The sequence below is a fragment of the Acidobacteriaceae bacterium genome (genome assembly GCA_028283655.1).
In the GTDB taxonomy this organism is placed as follows: Bacteria; Acidobacteriota; Terriglobia; order Terriglobales; family Acidobacteriaceae; genus Granulicella.
This window is the reverse complement of record JAPWKE010000003.1, coordinates 3,507,361-3,523,519: the sequence shown is the minus strand read 5'-3', so window position 1 is coordinate 3,523,519 and position 16,159 is coordinate 3,507,361. Positions and strand designations below refer to the sequence as shown.

General features: G+C 63.3%; 16 protein-coding genes. 12 read left to right on the top strand and 4 right to left on the bottom strand.

All coding sequences use genetic code 11. The annotated features are described in order from the left end of the window. Window positions 1-100 precede the first annotated feature (100 nt). On the top strand, window positions 101-2,689 hold the full coding sequence (locus PW792_17445) for an ATP-binding protein (protein ID MDE1163712.1): 2,589 nt from the start codon (window positions 101-103) through the stop codon (window positions 2,687-2,689). A 3-nt stretch (window positions 2,690-2,692) separates the two neighbouring features. On the opposite strand, the gene PW792_17440 is transcribed toward PW792_17445, so the two are convergent. After that, window positions 2,693-3,724, bottom strand: a complete 1,032-nt coding sequence (locus PW792_17440) for a VWA domain-containing protein (GenBank protein ID MDE1163711.1) — start codon at window positions 3,722-3,724, stop codon at window positions 2,693-2,695. Between the two features lie 32 nt (window positions 3,725-3,756). Between PW792_17440 and ruvX the strand changes: the two genes are divergently transcribed. Both ruvX and PW792_17430 read left to right on the top strand, forming a co-directional pair. Next, window positions 3,757-4,242, top strand: a complete 486-nt coding sequence (ruvX, locus tag PW792_17435) for a Holliday junction resolvase RuvX (GenBank protein MDE1163710.1) — start codon at window positions 3,757-3,759, stop codon at window positions 4,240-4,242. Window positions 4,243-4,332: 90 nt separating this feature from the next. Beyond that, a complete protein-coding gene (locus PW792_17430) occupies window positions 4,333-4,806 on the top strand; it encodes a transcription elongation factor GreA (GenBank protein MDE1163709.1) in 474 nt (157 codons plus the stop codon). 77 nt (window positions 4,807-4,883) lie between these two features. Here the strand turns inward: PW792_17430 and PW792_17425 are convergent, their stop codons facing one another. Continuing rightward, window positions 4,884-6,998, bottom strand: coding sequence for a prolyl oligopeptidase family serine peptidase (locus tag PW792_17425; protein MDE1163708.1), 2,115 nt, complete (start codon window positions 6,996-6,998; stop codon window positions 4,884-4,886). Window positions 6,999-7,101: 103 nt separating this feature from the next. On the opposite strand from PW792_17425, the gene PW792_17420 reads away from it, so the two are divergent. Next, complete coding sequence (locus tag PW792_17420) at window positions 7,102-7,734, top strand: CDP-alcohol phosphatidyltransferase family protein (protein ID MDE1163707.1); 633 nt, start codon at window positions 7,102-7,104, stop codon at window positions 7,732-7,734. Window positions 7,735-7,748: 14 nt separating this feature from the next. Continuing rightward, window positions 7,749-8,720, top strand: coding sequence for an amidohydrolase family protein (locus PW792_17415; GenBank protein MDE1163706.1), 972 nt, complete (start codon window positions 7,749-7,751; stop codon window positions 8,718-8,720). 15 nt (window positions 8,721-8,735) lie between these two features. On the opposite strand, the gene PW792_17410 is transcribed toward PW792_17415, so the two are convergent. Beyond that, window positions 8,736-9,359 carry an FMN-binding negative transcriptional regulator gene (locus PW792_17410; protein ID MDE1163705.1) on the bottom strand — a complete coding sequence of 208 codons (624 nt, stop codon included), beginning with the start codon at window positions 9,357-9,359 and terminating at the stop codon, window positions 8,736-8,738. 111 nt (window positions 9,360-9,470) lie between these two features. On the opposite strand from PW792_17410, the gene PW792_17405 reads away from it, so the two are divergent. The 6 genes from PW792_17405 to PW792_17380 all read left to right on the top strand — a co-directional run bounded on the left by PW792_17405 (window position 9,471) and on the right by PW792_17380 (window position 13,811). Continuing rightward, window positions 9,471-10,469 (top strand): isoaspartyl peptidase/L-asparaginase, encoded by a 999-nt coding sequence (locus tag PW792_17405; GenBank protein ID MDE1163704.1) that lies wholly within the window; start codon window positions 9,471-9,473, stop codon window positions 10,467-10,469. An 83-nt stretch (window positions 10,470-10,552) separates the two neighbouring features. After that, a complete protein-coding gene (locus PW792_17400) occupies window positions 10,553-11,260 on the top strand; it encodes a hypothetical protein (GenBank protein MDE1163703.1) in 708 nt (235 codons plus the stop codon). Window positions 11,261-11,339: 79 nt separating this feature from the next. Continuing rightward, window positions 11,340-11,489 (top strand): hypothetical protein, encoded by a 150-nt coding sequence (locus PW792_17395; protein ID MDE1163702.1) that lies wholly within the window; start codon window positions 11,340-11,342, stop codon window positions 11,487-11,489. A gap of 14 nt (window positions 11,490-11,503) precedes the next feature. Continuing rightward, a complete protein-coding gene (locus PW792_17390) occupies window positions 11,504-12,271 on the top strand; it encodes an iron-sulfur cluster loop (GenBank protein ID MDE1163701.1) in 768 nt (255 codons plus the stop codon). A gap of 53 nt (window positions 12,272-12,324) precedes the next feature. Then, the gene (locus PW792_17385) at window positions 12,325-13,251 is read left to right on the top strand and encodes a D-hexose-6-phosphate mutarotase (protein MDE1163700.1); all 927 of its coding nucleotides are present in this window, start codon (window positions 12,325-12,327) and stop codon (window positions 13,249-13,251) included. 2 nt (window positions 13,252-13,253) lie between these two features. Further along, a complete protein-coding gene (locus tag PW792_17380; GenBank protein MDE1163699.1) occupies window positions 13,254-13,811 on the top strand; it encodes a Maf family protein in 558 nt (185 codons plus the stop codon). 144 nt (window positions 13,812-13,955) lie between these two features. Here PW792_17380 and PW792_17375 read toward each other — a convergent pair whose 3' ends face one another. Further along, window positions 13,956-15,101, bottom strand: coding sequence for a M20 family metallopeptidase (locus PW792_17375; protein ID MDE1163698.1), 1,146 nt, complete (start codon window positions 15,099-15,101; stop codon window positions 13,956-13,958). Between the two features lie 63 nt (window positions 15,102-15,164). On the opposite strand from PW792_17375, the gene PW792_17370 reads away from it, so the two are divergent. Beyond that, the gene (locus tag PW792_17370; GenBank protein ID MDE1163697.1) at window positions 15,165-16,148 is read left to right on the top strand and encodes a thioredoxin domain-containing protein; all 984 of its coding nucleotides are present in this window, start codon (window positions 15,165-15,167) and stop codon (window positions 16,146-16,148) included. Window positions 16,149-16,159 lie beyond the last annotated feature (11 nt).

Here is a 16,159-nt window from a genome sequence, read left to right as displayed (position 1 = left end):
AAGCTGCATCCAAACTGAAGTGTAAGAGTGCTGGCAGCGTTCGCTTTGCCAGCACTTGTTGACGTGAATCTGCATCCTGTCCGCCGGGCCTGGAGGGCTCTTGTCCGACTCAATCGTTTCGAGCGACGAACTAATCCGTCCCTGTGCGGACGAACCGATCCACCTCTCCGGAAGCATCCAGCAACACGGCTTCTTCCTTCTGCTCGATGAAGCGTTTGAGCACGTCGTCGCGGCCAGCCAGAACGCCGAGCGCTTTCTCGGCGTCCCCCTCAAACTCATCCTCGGCGGCCGCTTGACCGAGCTTTTCGATCGCGAAATCCTCTTTTCGCTGACCCGCGTTTCTCCGCAGGTAACGAACCCCATCTGCACCGTCAGGGCCGAGGCCAAGGCAACGTTCCTCGGCACGTTTTCGGTGCATGGCGAAGCGTTCGCCGTCATCTCGCACTGCATTGGAATGCGGCGCGTGCTGGAGTTCGAGGTTCAGGAACGGCTCGTCAGCTCCGAACTGATGAACAACGTCATCACGAACTTCGTCTCCACGCTCGGCAGCCTGCGCTCGGAGAACGAGGTTTGCGCCGCACTGGCCTCGCAAACCGCAGAGCTAACCGGCTTTGACCGCGTGATGGTCTACAGCTTCGATAAAGAAGGCCACGGCACCGTGCTCGCTGAAGTGAACAACGGCCTCCTGCCTTCATGCCTTGGCCTGCACTTCCCCACCACGGACATCCCCGCCCAGGCGCGGCGGCTCTACCTGCTGAGCACGGTCCGCATCATCCCCGACGCAAACTACACCCCCTCGCCGCTGGTCGGGGCTCCGGGGCTGGAAGCCGCCGAGCTGGATCTTTCGCTCAGCACGCTGCGCTCGGTTTCCCCCACGCACGTCGAGTACATGCGCAATATGGGTACGTACTCCTCCATGAGTGTTTCCATCCTCGTGGACGGCAAGCTCTGGGGCCTTGTGAGCGGCCACCATGCCACACCGCATACGGTTCCGTACCTCGTGCGCTCCGCCTGCGACATGCTCACGCGCCTGCTGAGCACGCAGCTCAACACCTTCCGCACAACCTCACGCCTGGAGCAGACGCTGCACCTCCACGCCGTGCAGCGCAACGTGCTGACGCTGCTGGCCGCAGAGCCGGATTACCTCGACGGCCTGCTACGCGAACTCGGCCACGTGCAGAAGATCGCCAACGCCTCCGGCGTGGCGTTGCTGGTCGACGGCCACCTCTCTCTGCACGGCGAAACACCTACGCAAGAGAACGTGAAAACGCTGGCAGGCTGGCTGGGCGAGCGCATGGCCGACGGCGATGTCTTCGCTACTGCAAACCTTGGCCTCGAGGCCGGGCTCGACGTAAACGAGAACCTGCGCGAGCACGCCAGCGGCCTGATCGCGGTACGCATCTCTTCCGTGCTGGACCGCTACCTCATGTGGTTCAAGCCTGAGATCGTGCGCACGGTGCGCTGGGCTGGCGAGCCGGAGAAGATCGTCGGACAGGACAGGCGTCTGCACCCGCGCAACAGCTTTGCCGAGTGGAAAGAGACCGTTCGCGGACGGGCCGAGGCCTGGACCGCCACCGAGATCGAGTCAGCACGCGACTTCCGCGCGGCTCTCACCACCATCGGCCTGCGCAAGGCAGAAGAGGCCATCGAGCTGGGCGAAGCGCGTTTCCAACGCCTGACCGAATCGCTGCCCATCAAGATTTTCATCGCCGACGACAACGGCCGCCTGACTTACACCAACGACCTCTGGACACGCTTCGGTCTGCTCCCCTCCGGGTACTGGTTCGATGATCCCAGCCTTGCCGAAGCCGACCGCACGCTCTGCCGCCAGCGTTGGGAGAAGGCCGTTACCGGCAACTCCTACTTCGAGGTCGAGGTCTGTGCCACCAGCGTCCAGCAAGGCGAACGTTGGAACGTCGTCCGCGCCGTTCCGTTCCAGCGCGCCGGAGCCGAACGCGCCGGATGGATCGGAACGTTCGTCGACCTGACCGAAAACAGGGAGCGTGAAGCCGCTCTGCGCATGAACGAGAAGCTGGCGCTCACCGGCCGCATGACCAGCGTGATCGCCCACGAGATCAACAACCCGCTCGAAGCCATCACCAACCTGATGTACCTGCTGCGCAATGAACTCGGCGAAGACGTCGATGGCTCGGCCGCAAACTACATCAGCATGGTCGAAAGCGAGCTGGAGCGCATCAGCGGCATCACCAAGCAGACCCTGCGCTGGAGCCGCGAAAACAGCGATCGCAGCCAGGACTTCACCGGAGGCACGCTCGCCGACGACGTGCTGCGACTCTTCACCGGCAAGATCCGCAACCGGCAGATCGAACTCACGGTCAGCGGCGATCTCGACACCCACTTCCACGGCATCCTGGGGCAGATCCGGCAGGTGCTGGCGAACCTCGTCTCCAACGCAATCGACGCTGCGCCCATCGACGGCGCCGTCGAGGTCAGGCTCTTCGGCGACGGCCACACCTTCGGCTTTGCCGTCTCCGACAACGGTGAAGGCATCCCGCAGGAGCTGCGCCCCAGGCTCTTCGAGCCGTTCGTCTCCACCAAAGGCGACCTCGGCAACGGGCTCGGCCTCTACATCTCGCGAGAGATCGTGGAACGCCACCACGGCTCCATCCACGTGGACTCAAGCGCCGACGGGACAAGGATGACGGTGGAGTTTCCGCTGACAGCCTAGCCGTTACGGCTGTACGGTTGCGACCGGCTCCGACCAGTAGGACTCGCGATGACGAATCTTCGCGTCCGGGTACAACGGTACGTGCACGGTCAGTTTGTGGAAGTCTCCCGCCTCACCCTGTCCCGGCGCAAAGTGCGGCTGGAAGCTGAGCAGGTAGTAGTTGTCCACCCGGTTGGCGAGTCCGTTCAGCCCAAGGTCGAACTTGGTCTGCGTGCCGAAGTTGATGTACTCGCCGCCGCTCTCGCGGGCGAACTCCTTCGCCGCATTCTTGCGCAGCGCCTGAACCGCCATCAGGATCAGCCCGATCGGGCCACCGCTGGCGCCGTCCGAATGCTTGACGTCTTCGGCGAGCTCGTCCCGGCCCGGCGAAAACGCCAGCGAGTCGACGATCGTATCCGTCTTGCCCAATGCGCGAATCACCTCGCTCGGTTTCACCTTGGAACCGTGGTCACGCGTTTCGCTGATCAGCAAAATGACGTGGCGGCCCTTCGGGTCCATACGTTCAAAGAGCTTATTCGCGGCGTCCACGGCGTCGAACGTGGCGTTCTTCGGGTCATCATCGCACGGGGTAATGCTGTTCAACGCACGCTCGCGGCGGGTGGCGTTGGTGGTGAAGTTCGTAATCAGCTCAGGCTCGGAGCCGTAGTCCATCACCGCGACCTGCGAAGGGCCACCGCCGATCATCTCCTCGATCATCGTCGCCACGCCCTGCATCTTCGGATACTCAAACGCGTAGCCGCGTGAGCACTGCACGACGACCGCCAGCGCAATCGGCCGCACGTCCTCACTCGTATCAAGCGTGACCTTCTGCGGAACGCCGTCAGCGAGCACCTCAAACTGCTCGGCCTTCAGCCCGTAGAGCACGTCGCCCTTCTTCGTCTGCACCGTCGTCGGCACGAAGACGATGTTCGACTGCACATGAAGCACCGTGTCGTCCTGCGGGGCAGGTTGCGGCGGCGTAGCCTGCTGCGCCCACGCGTTTCCGATACCCATCGAAACACCCATCACCGCTGCCAGAAAACCCTTGCCACGCATGGCTTGAGTCTACGCCGTCTACACTCAAGCCTGTGAGCACTCCCCGCATCCTCGCGCTCGATATCGGCGACCGCCGCATCGGCCTCGCGATCACCGACGAACTCGGGCTGACCGCGCAGCCGCTCTTCACGCTGCACCGTACCTCGTTGAAGGCTGACCTCAAGACCATCGCGCGGTTCATCCGCCAGCGTGGAGCCACCGTCGTCGTCTCCGGTCTGCCTCTGAACGCCGACGGCACAGAAGGCCCACAGGCCAGCAAAGCACGGGCGTTTGCCGAAGAGATCCGCGTCGGCCATCCAGAACTCGAACACCACATGCTGGACGAACGACTGACTACGCGCGACGCTCACGAACGGCTCTCCGAGGCCGGCTACCGCGCCCGATTCGAAGGCCGCGACGCGCGTCTCGACCGCCGCGATCTGATCGACCAGGTGGCCGCCGTGCTCTTGCTCGAAGCCTTCGTTTCGCAACGAGAGGGCCCAACGCTGCTGCCCGATCCCGACGGCGCAGACGTGTAATTTCGCCCCCGCGCCGTATAATGGACGTTCAATCCCCCGGCGGTCGCTGCTGACACTCGCGCGCGGTCGCCATTGAGCGAGCACCCAGATATGCAGGATATTCTCAAAGCTCTCACCGAGCAGATCAAGGTGCTTGAGCACGAACTCACCACCGAACTCCCCGCGGAAATCAAGAAGGCCGTCGCCCTCGGCGACCTCAGCGAAAACGCCGAATACCACATGGCCAAGCAGCGCCAGGAGTTCGTCAACGCGCGCCTCGGCCAGTTGAAGAAGCGCATGGGCGAACTCGCTCTGGTCAACCTCGACAACCTGCCGACGGACCGCGTCGGCTTTGGCTCTACGGTTGTGGTCTATGAAGAGGCCAAGGACCAGGAGATGACCTACAAGCTGGTGATGAGCGAAGAAGCCGACGTAGCCAAGGGCCTCATTTCGACGACCTCGCCGATCGGCCGATCACTGCTGAACAAGGAAGTCGGCGACGAAGTCACCATCGTCATCCCCACCGGCAAGCGCATCATGGAAATCAAGAAGCTCTACACGATCCACGAAGTCGTTCCTGAGTAACTTTCCACTTTCTAGAAATCAAAAACGAGGGGCATGGCTTTCGCCATGCCCCTCGTTTACGTTCCCTCCGATGACCTCTACTTCATCAGTTTTTCCTGCAGGTAGATGTAGTTCATCGCGTCCGTGTGCGCCGTCTGCTTTGCGTCCGCGCCTGATCCGTGGCCGCCTTCGATGACCTCGTAGAAGAGATACGGATCATGGAACTCGGCCATCTTCGCGGCAAACTTACGGGCATGCTGCGGACCGACGCGATCATCCTTCGTCGTCGTCCAGATGAACGGATCGGGGTACGTTACGCCCGGCTTCAACTGGTTGTACGGCGAGTGCGCCAGCCAGAAAGCCAGCTCGTCCGGATGGCTCGGCGAGCCGTACTCGCCCACCCAGCTTGCACCGGCTGCGATCTTCTCCATGCGCAGCATATCGAGCAGCGGCACCTCGATGATGACCGCGCCCCAAAGCTCCGGACGCTCCGTCATCTCCACACCCATCAGCAGACCACCGTTCGATCCACCCTCGATCCCAAGGTGCGGCGTCGACGTAATCTTGCGGCGAATCAGGTCTTCTCCCACCGCAGCAAAGTCGTCATAGATCACCTGACGCTTCGTCTTCAAACCAGCCTCATGCCACGCCGGGCCAAACTCGCCACCGCCGCGGATGTTCGCCAGCACGTAGACGCCGCCCTTCTCCAGCCACAGCTTACCGGTGATGGCGTTGTACGCAGGCGTCCGCGAGACCTCGAAGCCACCGTACGCCGTCAGCAGCGTGGGGTTCGTACCGTCAAGCTTCATCTCCTTCGGGTGGACGATGAAGTAAGGCACCTTCGTGCCGTCCTTCGACGTCGCGAAGTACTGCTCGACGACGTCCTTGCTCGCATCAAAGCGCGCCGGTGCCGTCTTGATCGCCTTCAGCGAACCCGTTTTCGCATCGCCCAGGAACAACGTCGTAGGCGTCAGGAAGCCGGTTGCGCTCAGCACAAAGCGTCCGCTCTCGTCGTCGGTCGAAACAATAGCGATCGCCGAGTTCTCCGGCAGCTCCAGCCGCTTCTTCGTCCAGCCCTTCGCCGTCGGCGTGTAGAGATAGGCACGGCCCTGCACATTATCCAGCGTGGTGATCAGCAGATGATGTGGCGTATCGCGGGCCGCCTGCAGGAACTCCTTCGCCGTCGGCGCAAAGACCACGCGGGGCTTCAGGTGTTCGGGATCGCGCTTCAACTCAGCCAGCAGAACCTCCGCCAGCGAGCCAGCCTTGATCGTCTGCCCATCGGCCAGCTTCCAGTCCTCGTGCGTATGGATCAGCACGCGACCTTCCACCATGCCGGCAAGGCTCGCCTTGGCCGGAATCGCAATCTGCTTCAGCCCCTTCGGCGTCTCGATGAAGCTCTTCTGCGTGAAGAACGTGTCGCCGCGATGGAAGTACACAAGCGTATTGCCCGAGGCATCGTGCATGACGTCCGCCGAAGAGCCAAGCTGGTCCGTCGACCCGCCGCGGAAGACCTCCACCGCCGAGGACAACGGCGTGCCACGCTTCCAGCGCTTCACCACAAACGGATAGCCGGAGTCGGTCGTCGTACCCGCGCCCCAGTCTCGCGCGATCAGCAGCGTGTCCTTGTCCTGCCACTCGATGTTCTGCTTGCTGCGCGGCAGCGTAAAGCCTGCCGGGACAAACTTCGCATCCTTCAGGTCAAACTCGCGAGCAGACGTCGCATCTTCGCCGCCGTTCGAGAGCACCGCCAGGCAATAATCGTTGCCGGGGTAGAGGCAGTTGACGCCGCGCGAGACCCACTTCGCGTTCTCCTCACGGTTCAGCGCGTCCACATCGAGCACCGGCTGCCAGGTCGGCGAAGCGGTCAGATAATCCGCCAGCGTGGTGCGGCGCAACAGGCCGCGCAGATGCTGCGCATCCTGCCACTGGTTGTAGACCATTTCGCCCTTCAGACCGGGGATCGCCAGCTTTTCCGGGTCGTTCAGGACCGCCAGCGCTGCGGCGTACTCCTTCGCAAAACGCGGATCGGCGTCAAAGTGCGCCGTGGTCTTGGCGTTCTCCGCCTTCACCCACTCCATGCTGCGCGGGCTGGAAACATCCTCCAGCCACAGGTACTTGTCAGCAGGCAGTTGCGGTGCCTGGGCAAGCACCCCCAACGCCGAGGTCATCGCTAAAACCGCACTCCAACGCGCCACATTTCCGAGGTTCAACGCTTGCCGCCTTTCAAAACTGCCTAAATTGCAAACAGTCTACGACGCCTTCCCCCTGCACCAGAGCGCCCAAGTCAACTAAACTGAAAAACAGAGATATTTCATGACCTGGACAAGCCAATTCGGCAAAGGCAGCGGCTGGCTGCTGCAGAAGATCGTCAACGGCCTCGCGTTGTCGAAGATTTCCCCCAATACACTGACCTTTATCGGCCTGCTGATCAACATCGTCGCCGCGTTCTTCTTTGGCTATGCCCGGCAGGAAAACTACGTAGTGATGTTCCGCTACGCGGGCCTGGTCATTATCGGTGCGGGGCTTTTTGACATGGTGGACGGTCGCGTCGCGCGCCAGACCAACCAGGTTTCGGTCTTCGGAGCGTTTTATGACTCCGTGCTCGACCGCTACTCTGACGTCGCGCTCTTCTTCGGCCTGCTGGTCTTCTACGCTCGCGGAAATCGCTACTTCTACGTCTTCCTCGTCGCGTTTGTGATGACGGCGTCGCTGATGGTCAGCTACACGCGCGCCCGCGCCGAAGCGTTGATCGGCTCCTGCAAGGTCGGCTTCATGGAACGCCCGGAGCGCATTGTGCTCGTCATTCTCGGCGCGCTGTGTGAAAAGTGGGACATGATGCCCGCCGCGCTGTGGGTGCTGGCTGTCTTCTCCACGATCACGGTCATCCATCGCATCCGTTACACCTATCTCGAAACCGAACGACGTAAACTCGCAGGCGCCGTCTAGCCGCCAGGGCCTCCATGAAACTCATCGCCATCGAAGAGCACTTCCTCCCCTCGGACATTCGAACGGCATGGGCCAACTCGGCGATAGGCGAAGAAGGCACCGAGGTCTTCGACCAGGGCGTAAACGGGGAGCGACTGGCCGACCTCGGCGCAAACCGCATCGCCCTGATGGATGAGAGCGGCGTGGACGTGCAGGTGCTTTCCGTCACCACCCCCGCCCTGCACAACCTTGAGCCTGCAGAGAGCGTGCTGCTGGCCCGCAGCACCAACGACCTTATCGCCGCGACCATCGCAACGTATCCGGAACGCTTTCAAGGCTTTGCCACTCTGCCCACCGCTGCGCCACAACAGGCTGCGCTGGAACTCGACCGCAGCGTCCAGCAGCTTGGACTTCGCGGAGCCATGCTCTGCGGCCGCACCCGCTCCAAGAACCTCGACCACGCCGATTTTCTGCCACTCTTCGCCACCGCAGAAAAGCTATCCGTACCGCTCTTCATTCATCCGCAGATTCCGCAGCGTGCCGTCCGCGACGCCTACTACTCGGGCTTTGGAGAGCCGGTAGATACGGCGCTGGCCGCCTTCGTCCTTGGCTGGCACTATGAGGCCGGGATGCAGTTCGTGCGCCTGATCGCCGGAGGCATATTCGACCGCTTCCCCAACCTGCAGATCATCCTCGGCCACTGGGGCGAGGTCGTGCTCTTCTACCTCGAACGCCTGAAGTCGCTGACACGCGTCATGAAGCTCGACCGCTCCATCGAGGAGTACGTGCAGCAGAACCTCTACGTCACCCCCAGCGGTATGTGGAACCACGAGTACATGGAGCGGACGCTGAAGATCGTCGGCCCGGAACGCATCCTCTTCTCCACAGACTTCCCCTACCAGTACCGTCCCGGAGGCGCGCCCCGCACCTTCCTCAGCGAGGCAGCTCTCTCGCCGCAGGAAAAGGAACTCTTCGCCCACGGCAACTGGGAGCGTCTGACGCGGTAAGCCTCGCGTAGCAAGCTACTCCGGGATCAGCTTCGACAGGCTGCGTCCACTCTCGGAGCCGCTCGAAGCCAGCCCCTCGCGCACACTCGCGCGGTCCTTCGCGCCTTGCCGCTGGTTCAGCTTCTTCTTCGCCTCGACGCGACGAATCGGAAGCCGCACGCCAACAATCGCACGCAACATCCCTTCGAGGTACTCCGGCGGAGCATCGGTCACGGACCACGGCTCCTCGCGCCCAGCTTCGTGCAACTCGGTCAACTGCGTTACAACGCGCAGCAACCGCTCTGGCTCGTCAAAGAACTCCACCGCCCCCCAGGCATGAACCGCCAGGTAATTCCACGTCGGCACAACGCGCGCGGTCTCGGCTTTTGAAGCCAGCCAACCCGGCCGGATGTAGGCGTCGATCCCGGGAAACAGCACCATCGCATCTCCCTCCACAGCCTGCTTCCATTGGTCGTTGGCCCGCGCAACGTGGCCGTAGAGCACGCCGTGCTCGCCCTCTTCCGCCGCGAGCACCATCGGCAACTGCGTCGCAACCAGTTCGCCCTCGGAGCGTGTCACCAGCGTCGCCAGCCCACAGGCACGAATCATCGCGTGAATCTCGTCAAGCTCATCAACGCGAAATGGCGCAGGGTTATACAAGTTGCTGCAAGTATAGAGTCACCCACTCCACCAACTCCCAACTGACAACTCCCAACTGACAACTGACAACTGACAACTGACAACTCCCAAGCTCTACACTTATACCTGCCTATGTCCTCGCCTACTCACAAACCGATTCTCCTGATTCACGGCGGAGCCTGGGCCATGCCCGACGATGCCATCGACGCGCACAACCGTGGCATTCGCCACGCACTCACCGCAGGTTGGAACGCGCTGAACAAAGGCGGCACAGCCACCGACGCCGTCGAGGCCGCCATCTCGGCCATGGAAGATGACGACATCTTCGACGCCGGAACCGGCAGCTACCTGACCCGCGACGGCCGCGTGCAGTGCGACGCGCTGATGATGAACGGCAGCGACCTCCGCGCCGGGGGCGTTGCCTGCGTCGAACGCCTGAAGAACCCCATCCAGGCCGCGCGGCTCGTGCTCGAACGCTCGCCGCACGTATACTTCGTCGGCGTCGGCGCAGAGCGCTTCGCCACCCAGCAGGGCATGAGACTCATCGACAACATGGAGCTCGTCGTTCCGCGCGAGCAGAAGCGCCTGATGGAGTTCCAGCTCTCCGGCAAACCCGACACCACCTTCAGCGGTGACACCGCGCAGAACGAAACCGCCATCAATGCTGAAGCCCAGCAGGGCCTGCCCGCCGAGCTTCGCAGCGACCCGACGCTGCACTCGCACGACACCGTCGGCGCCGTCGCGCTCGACAGCTTCGGCAACCTCGCCGCAGGAACCTCCACCGGCGGCACACTGTCGAAGGCCCCCGGACGCGTCGGGGACTCTTCGCTGATCGGTTGCGGATGCTACGCCGACAATCTCTCTGCAGCCGTCTCGCTCACGGGCTGGGGCGAGCCCATCATGAAGCTCGTGCTCGGCAAATGGGCCGTCGACCGCGTCGCCGCTGGCGCTACGCCGGAAGAGGCCGCCGCCGACGCCATCCAGTACCTCCACACACGCCTCGGAGGCCACGGCGGCATGATCCTGCTCGGCCCCGACGGCCGCATCGGCCTGGCGCACAACACGCCGCGCATGGCCTGGGGAATCGCCACAGAAAACGGCCTCGAACTCGGCGTCACGCGCAACGACTAGCTCACCGCAGAGGGACGCAAATCCTTTGTAAAGAAGCGTAAAGCCGCGCAACTTCGCCAGCGCGAGGTGCGTCGTAGACGTGCATGAAGACGCTCCTCAGGACATCCCTCGCTGCTGCCGCCCTCTTCGCTACGGCTCCGCTCTTTGCGCAAACCAGTGACTTCCCCGGTGCTTCGGACTTTCCCGAAATCCAGCGCCCCACCAACGCCATCGCCATCGGTGCCATGCGCATCGACATGGACGAGTTCGTCATCCCGACCGGCCCGGTCGAACGCTCCGGCTCGCCACGCGCCGGGAAATCGGTCACGGCACAGGGCAGCATCGACTACCTGGCCTACTCCGGCTCAACCACGACTTCTTCGCTCGCAACGTACACCGGCCTAGCCACACAGGTGCGCGCTCACGGCTTCAAAGAAATTTACAGCTGCGCCCGCACCACCTGCGGCTCAGCGTTCACGCTCGACGAACTGCTCGGCCAGCCAGTGATCGCCTCCATCCACACCGGCAACTGGGGCCATTACATGATCAATAGCCTGAACGCGACCAACGACGACTCGCGCTACGGCGTCTTCCAAAAAGAGGGCGTCTACTTCCTGCTGCTGGCCTCGCTCAGCCCCGGCGAGCACGCCGGCGCGCTCATCATCCGCATCGCCAACCCACCGCAGCCACCGATCCTGCAATCGGCCGCCGCCGCTGGCCCTGTTGGCGACAGCCCGGCACAACCTGCCACCAACGCGGCAGGGCAGTCGCTGCGCAGCAAAGCGCGCGGCTGGCTCAGCCACGTCCAGTAAGGCGCAGCAGGCAGTCACTTCCCCGGAACACGCATCCTACCTCGCAGCGGCGCACTCAGCGCCTGCGAGGAGGTTCGCAATGCGCAAGGCATTTTTCTGGGGAGCATTCCTTTCGGGCACAGTCGCCGCCGTACTGATGTACAAACGTGGCGAAAAGCTGGGTACCATAGCCAAGAAGGCCGTCACGCACCCCGTTCGCTCGCTCGTGCAGGAGTTGCGCGCCGTTTAGCCTCCTCAAACCGCATGACCGCCGAGCTCTTTACCAGTCCCGAAGACGTCGAAAGCTTTCGCCGCCCGCTCACACCCGAGCAGGCCGACAAGCTCCCGCACATCCATCGGCTGCTGCTCGGCTACTACGGCGAGCCGCCCGAGCGAACCCCGTGGGACCCGCTCACGCAGCTTATCTACTCGCTGCTCAGCGCGCGAACCAAGACACCGACCTCGCACCAGGTGATGCGCGAGCTGGAGCGCAGCTTCCCCGGCACAGGCCCCGGCCACTGGGAAGCCGTGCGCGACGCCTCTGTCGGCGAGATCGAGCGTGCCATCCAGATCGTCACCTTCCCTGAGACCAAAGCGCCGCGGCTGAAGGCTCTGCTGATGGATATCTCCGCACGCACAGGCGCGTTATCGCTGGACTTTCTGCACCGCTACCGCACGGACAAAATCCGCTCCTGGCTGGAGCAGTTCGAAGGCATCGGCCCACAGGTCTCGGCAGCCGTGGTGAACTTCTCCACGTTGCGCCGCCGTGCCATCTGCATCGACGCCAACCACCTCCGCGTGATCCAGCGGCTCTGCGTCGTGCCTCGTGCCGATGCCGCCACCACCGAAGAGCGGCTGATGCGTCTGGTTCCCGAAACCTGGGACGCCGAGACACTCGACAAAGACCACTCGCTCATCAAGCTGCACGCACAAACGCTCTGCACCTTTGACAAGCCAAAGTGCGATGTCTGCCCGCTTCTGAAGCTCTGTCCCACCGGCCAGCGCAACATGAATGAGCTGAAGCTAAGCTAGAGATCTTCGCCGTTCACACTATGTGGCAAGGCCTGCGACTACACTAAGCAGGCATGGCTTCCGCATTCGAACTCAACGAGCTTTACTCGATCCCCGGCGTCCTCGCTTTCACTGTTGGTGCAAACTCTCTTGTTCGCGCTGAGATTACCTCGCCCGTCTGCACGGCTGAGCTGTACCTCCACGGCGCGCACCTCGCGCAGTGGCATCCCAGGCACACCGCCGAGCCGGTGCTCTTCCTCTCGCCTAACTCCTTCTTCGAACCCGGCAAGGCGATCCGCGGCGGCGTCCCCGTCATCTTTCCGTGGTTCGGCGCACGTACCACCGCCGTCACCGGAAACTCCACCGAAGGCAGCCAGCACGGCTTTGTCCGCACCGCCGAGTGGGAGCTGAGCTTTGCCGCCGCTGTCGGCGACGACGTTCACCTTGTGATGACGCTTGGCGCCAGCGACAGCACCCGCGCGCTCGGCTTCGACGGCTTCCGCGTCGCCATGGAGTTCCGCCTGGGCCGTGAGCTGCACATGCGCATGATCGTCGCCAACGAAGGCGCCGAGCCGCTGGTCTTCGAGCAGGCCCTGCACACGTACCTCACCGTTGGCGACCCGAAGCAGGTCAAGATCCTCGGCCTCGGCCAGACCGAGTTCCTCGACAAGACCGACGGCTACAAGCGCAAGACGCAGGACGACGACGTGCTGACGCTGACCAGCGAAACCGATCGCCCCTACCTGAACACCGCCGCCACCGTCACCGTTGAAGACCCACTGCTGAAGCGGAAGATCATCGTCAGCAAGACCGGTTCGCGCACCACCGTCGTCTGGAACCCCTGGAACGAGCTGGCGGAAAAGCTCGCCGACCTCGGCGAAGAGGCCTGGAAGCACTTCGTCTGCGTCGAGACCGCCAACGCCAGCGAAGACCGCATCACGCTCGCCCCCGGCTCTGCGCACGCGATGGACGCGCACATCATCGCCGAGGAACTCGCGTGAGACTGCACTCGGCGCTGGTTCTCGCCTCGCAATCGCCGCGCCGCCGCGAACTGCTGACGCTCGCGGGCTTCGACTTCGTCGTCGAACCCGCGAACATCAACGAGATGCGCCATGCAGGTGAAGCGCCCGACGCCTACGTCCAGCGGCTCGCGCTGGAGAAGGCCACAGCCATCGCCGATCGCTTTCCCGAAGCCATTGTTCTAGGCGCAGACACCACCGTCGTCCTCGACGGAGAGGCGCTCAACAAGCCTCTCGACGTTGAGGATGCGCGACGCATGTTGCTCGCACTCGCAGGCCGCGCCCACGAAGTCCACACCGCCCTTGCGGTCGTCAGCCGCAGCACCTCGCAGGTGCATCTGGAAACCACGCGCGTCTTCTTCTCCGCAATCGAAACCGACGAACTCGCAACCTACCTCGACAGCGGCGACCCTCTCGACAAGGCCGGCGCTTACGGCATTCAGGGTTACGCGTCGCGTTGGATCCCACGCATTGAAGGCGACTACTTCAACGTAGTCGGCCTGCCAATCGCGGCCACCGTGCGATTGCTGCGCGACCTGTAACCTTACATTTCCACGAAGGCTCTTTGCGTTCCCTTCGCGCTCCTCGCGGCCCTAGCGTCAAAGCTCTCTACCCACCTAGCTCACAGCTCTATCAGCAGAAAACCTCGACGCTAGGGCCGCGGAGTTCGCAAGGGAAACGCACCGCTACTCCGCGCTCGCAATCATCGCAGCCAGCAACGCCGTGCGCTGCACCAGGTGCGCCGCCACCACATGCTCATGCGCCGCATGGGCCCCGCCGCCAACAGCACCCATGCCATCGAGCGTTGGAACGCCCAGCGCCGCCGTAAAGTTCCCATCTGAACCGCCACCCGTGCTGGCCTCATCGAGCACAAAACCCATCTGCGCCGCCAGCGCCCGAGCCTGTCGGTAAAGCTTCACCGTACCCGGCTTGCGCTCCATCGGCGGACGGTTGAAACCACCTGAGACCGTCAGCCTGCAGGCCTTGTCCGCCGTCTTCAGCTTCGCAAACAGCTTCTCTACCGCAGCCGCATCGCGCGCCGTCACCACCCGCACATCCACCTCGGCCGTGCACTCCGCCGCAACCACGTTCGAACGCGTTCCGCCGTGCACCACGCCCACGTTCACCGTGCGGCCCTTCTTCAAATCCGTAAAGCCAGACACAACCTCGATCAGCCGCGCCATCTCCAGCACCGCCGAGTGTCCTGTGCCAAAATCCACACCCGCGTGCGACGCCACACCTTCGACACGCAACGCAAAGTGCGCCACACCTTTGCGTGCCGTCTTGTACGCCAGCCCCTGCGCGGGCTCCAGCACAAATACCGCCGAGCACCCCAGTGCGAGCTTCTCCGTAATCGCCCGCGAGATCGGGCTGCCGATCTCTTCCTCGCTGTTCAGCAGCAGCGTCACAGCGCGCTCCGCGCCCAGTTGCTGCAGCGCAGCAACCGCCTCCAGGGCCATCACCACACCGGCCTTCATATCCACCACGCCCGGCCCGCAGAGCTTGCCATCGCCGCAGTCGATGTAAGGCATCGTCTTTAGCGTTCCCATCGACCACACCGTGTCCAGATGTCCCAGCAGCAGAACGCGTCCGCGTCCCCGCTGTACGCGGCCAAAGCGCAGCTCCAGTACATCGCCGTAACCCTTCTGCTTGTGGCGCTTTACCGTCGCACCCAGCTCCGCCGCCCACTCCAGCACCAGCGCGCCAGCGCGGTCGACCGCAGCCTTGTCTTCGCTCGGTGACTCGACTTCCACCAGCTCCTGCAGCCGCTCGCGCAGCCTGCCTTCCATCGCCCCCACGGCCGCGTTCATTGCGCTTACGTCCACTGCCATTCCAAGCACCTCAGCTCCACTCTACCGCGCGGCCCGACCTGAGATAATCAGGGTGTGCTCAACGTGACGCGTCTTCCGCTCCTCTTGCTTGCTCTCTCCATGGTTCGCTTCGGCTGCCACGCCCAGACTCCCGCGCCCAACGCTCCGCTCGAAGTCGGCAAGCCCATCCCGGCTGAGATCGCCTACCGCGTCGAAGGCCTCATTCGCCGCAAGGCCTCCGACCTGCCCCCGATGTCGGACGTGAACCTGAGCATGCTCGCGCCCTCAAACATCCCCGGCTTCTTTGAATTCAGCATCACGCTGACCAACGACGGCAACGCCTCGCACCCCATCTCGTTCCTCATCTCCAGCGACGGCAAGAAGCTGGAGCAGGTAACAAGCTACGACATCAGCGGCGATGCGCGCACCTTCATCCCGTACACTGGTCGCCCCTCGCGCGGCGGCGGGGAAAACGCTCCCGTCATCATCGTCGGCTTCGACGACCTCGAGTGCCCATACTGCGCAAAACTCCACGCCAGCATCTTCCCGGCGATCACCCAGCGCTACGGGGACAAGGTCCACATCGTCTACCGCGATTACCCGCTGGACATGCACCCCTGGGCGATGCGTGCCGCGATCGACGTCAACTGCCTCGCCGACCAGTCGCCTACCGCGTACTGGAGCGCCGTCGACGAGATCCACGCACACGCCTCCACCGTGGGCAACGATCCCAAGGACCCCAAAGCCGAACGCACCATGGAACGCGCCGGCCAGCAGATCGACCAGATGACGCGCGACGAAGCCACCAGGCAGCATTTGGACGAGACCAAGCTGAACGCCTGCATCCAGAAGCAGGACAACAAGCAGATTGAGACCGAGGTTCACCTCGCCCAGTCCCTCAACCTGGCCTCCACCCCAACGCTCTTCATCAACGGCAGCAAGCTGGACGGCGCCATCCCGGTCGAGTTCATCTTTGCCCAGATCGACAAAGCACTCCGCGCGCAGGGCGTAACCCCACCCGCGCCGTACGTCCCGCTCACGCCCCCGGCAGAAAAGCCCAAGGCCTAACCGAAGCCGCA

Coding starts and splice junctions, on each gene's coding strand:
- PW792_17440 (MDE1163711.1), bottom strand. CDS start 3,724: ATGCGTGGCAAGGGTTTTCTGGCAGCGGTGATGGGTGTTTCGATGGGT.
- PW792_17430 (MDE1163709.1), top strand. CDS start 4,333: ATGCAGGATATTCTCAAAGCTCTCACCGAGCAGATCAAGGTGCTTGAG.
- PW792_17420 (MDE1163707.1), top strand. CDS start 7,102: ATGACCTGGACAAGCCAATTCGGCAAAGGCAGCGGCTGGCTGCTGCAG.
- PW792_17415 (MDE1163706.1), top strand. CDS start 7,749: ATGAAACTCATCGCCATCGAAGAGCACTTCCTCCCCTCGGACATTCGA.
- PW792_17405 (MDE1163704.1), top strand. CDS start 9,471: ATGTCCTCGCCTACTCACAAACCGATTCTCCTGATTCACGGCGGAGCC.
- PW792_17400 (MDE1163703.1), top strand. CDS start 10,553: ATGAAGACGCTCCTCAGGACATCCCTCGCTGCTGCCGCCCTCTTCGCT.
- PW792_17395 (MDE1163702.1), top strand. CDS start 11,340: ATGCGCAAGGCATTTTTCTGGGGAGCATTCCTTTCGGGCACAGTCGCC.
- PW792_17390 (MDE1163701.1), top strand. CDS start 11,504: ATGACCGCCGAGCTCTTTACCAGTCCCGAAGACGTCGAAAGCTTTCGC.
- PW792_17385 (MDE1163700.1), top strand. CDS start 12,325: ATGGCTTCCGCATTCGAACTCAACGAGCTTTACTCGATCCCCGGCGTC.
- PW792_17375 (MDE1163698.1), bottom strand. CDS start 15,101: ATGGCAGTGGACGTAAGCGCAATGAACGCGGCCGTGGGGGCGATGGAA.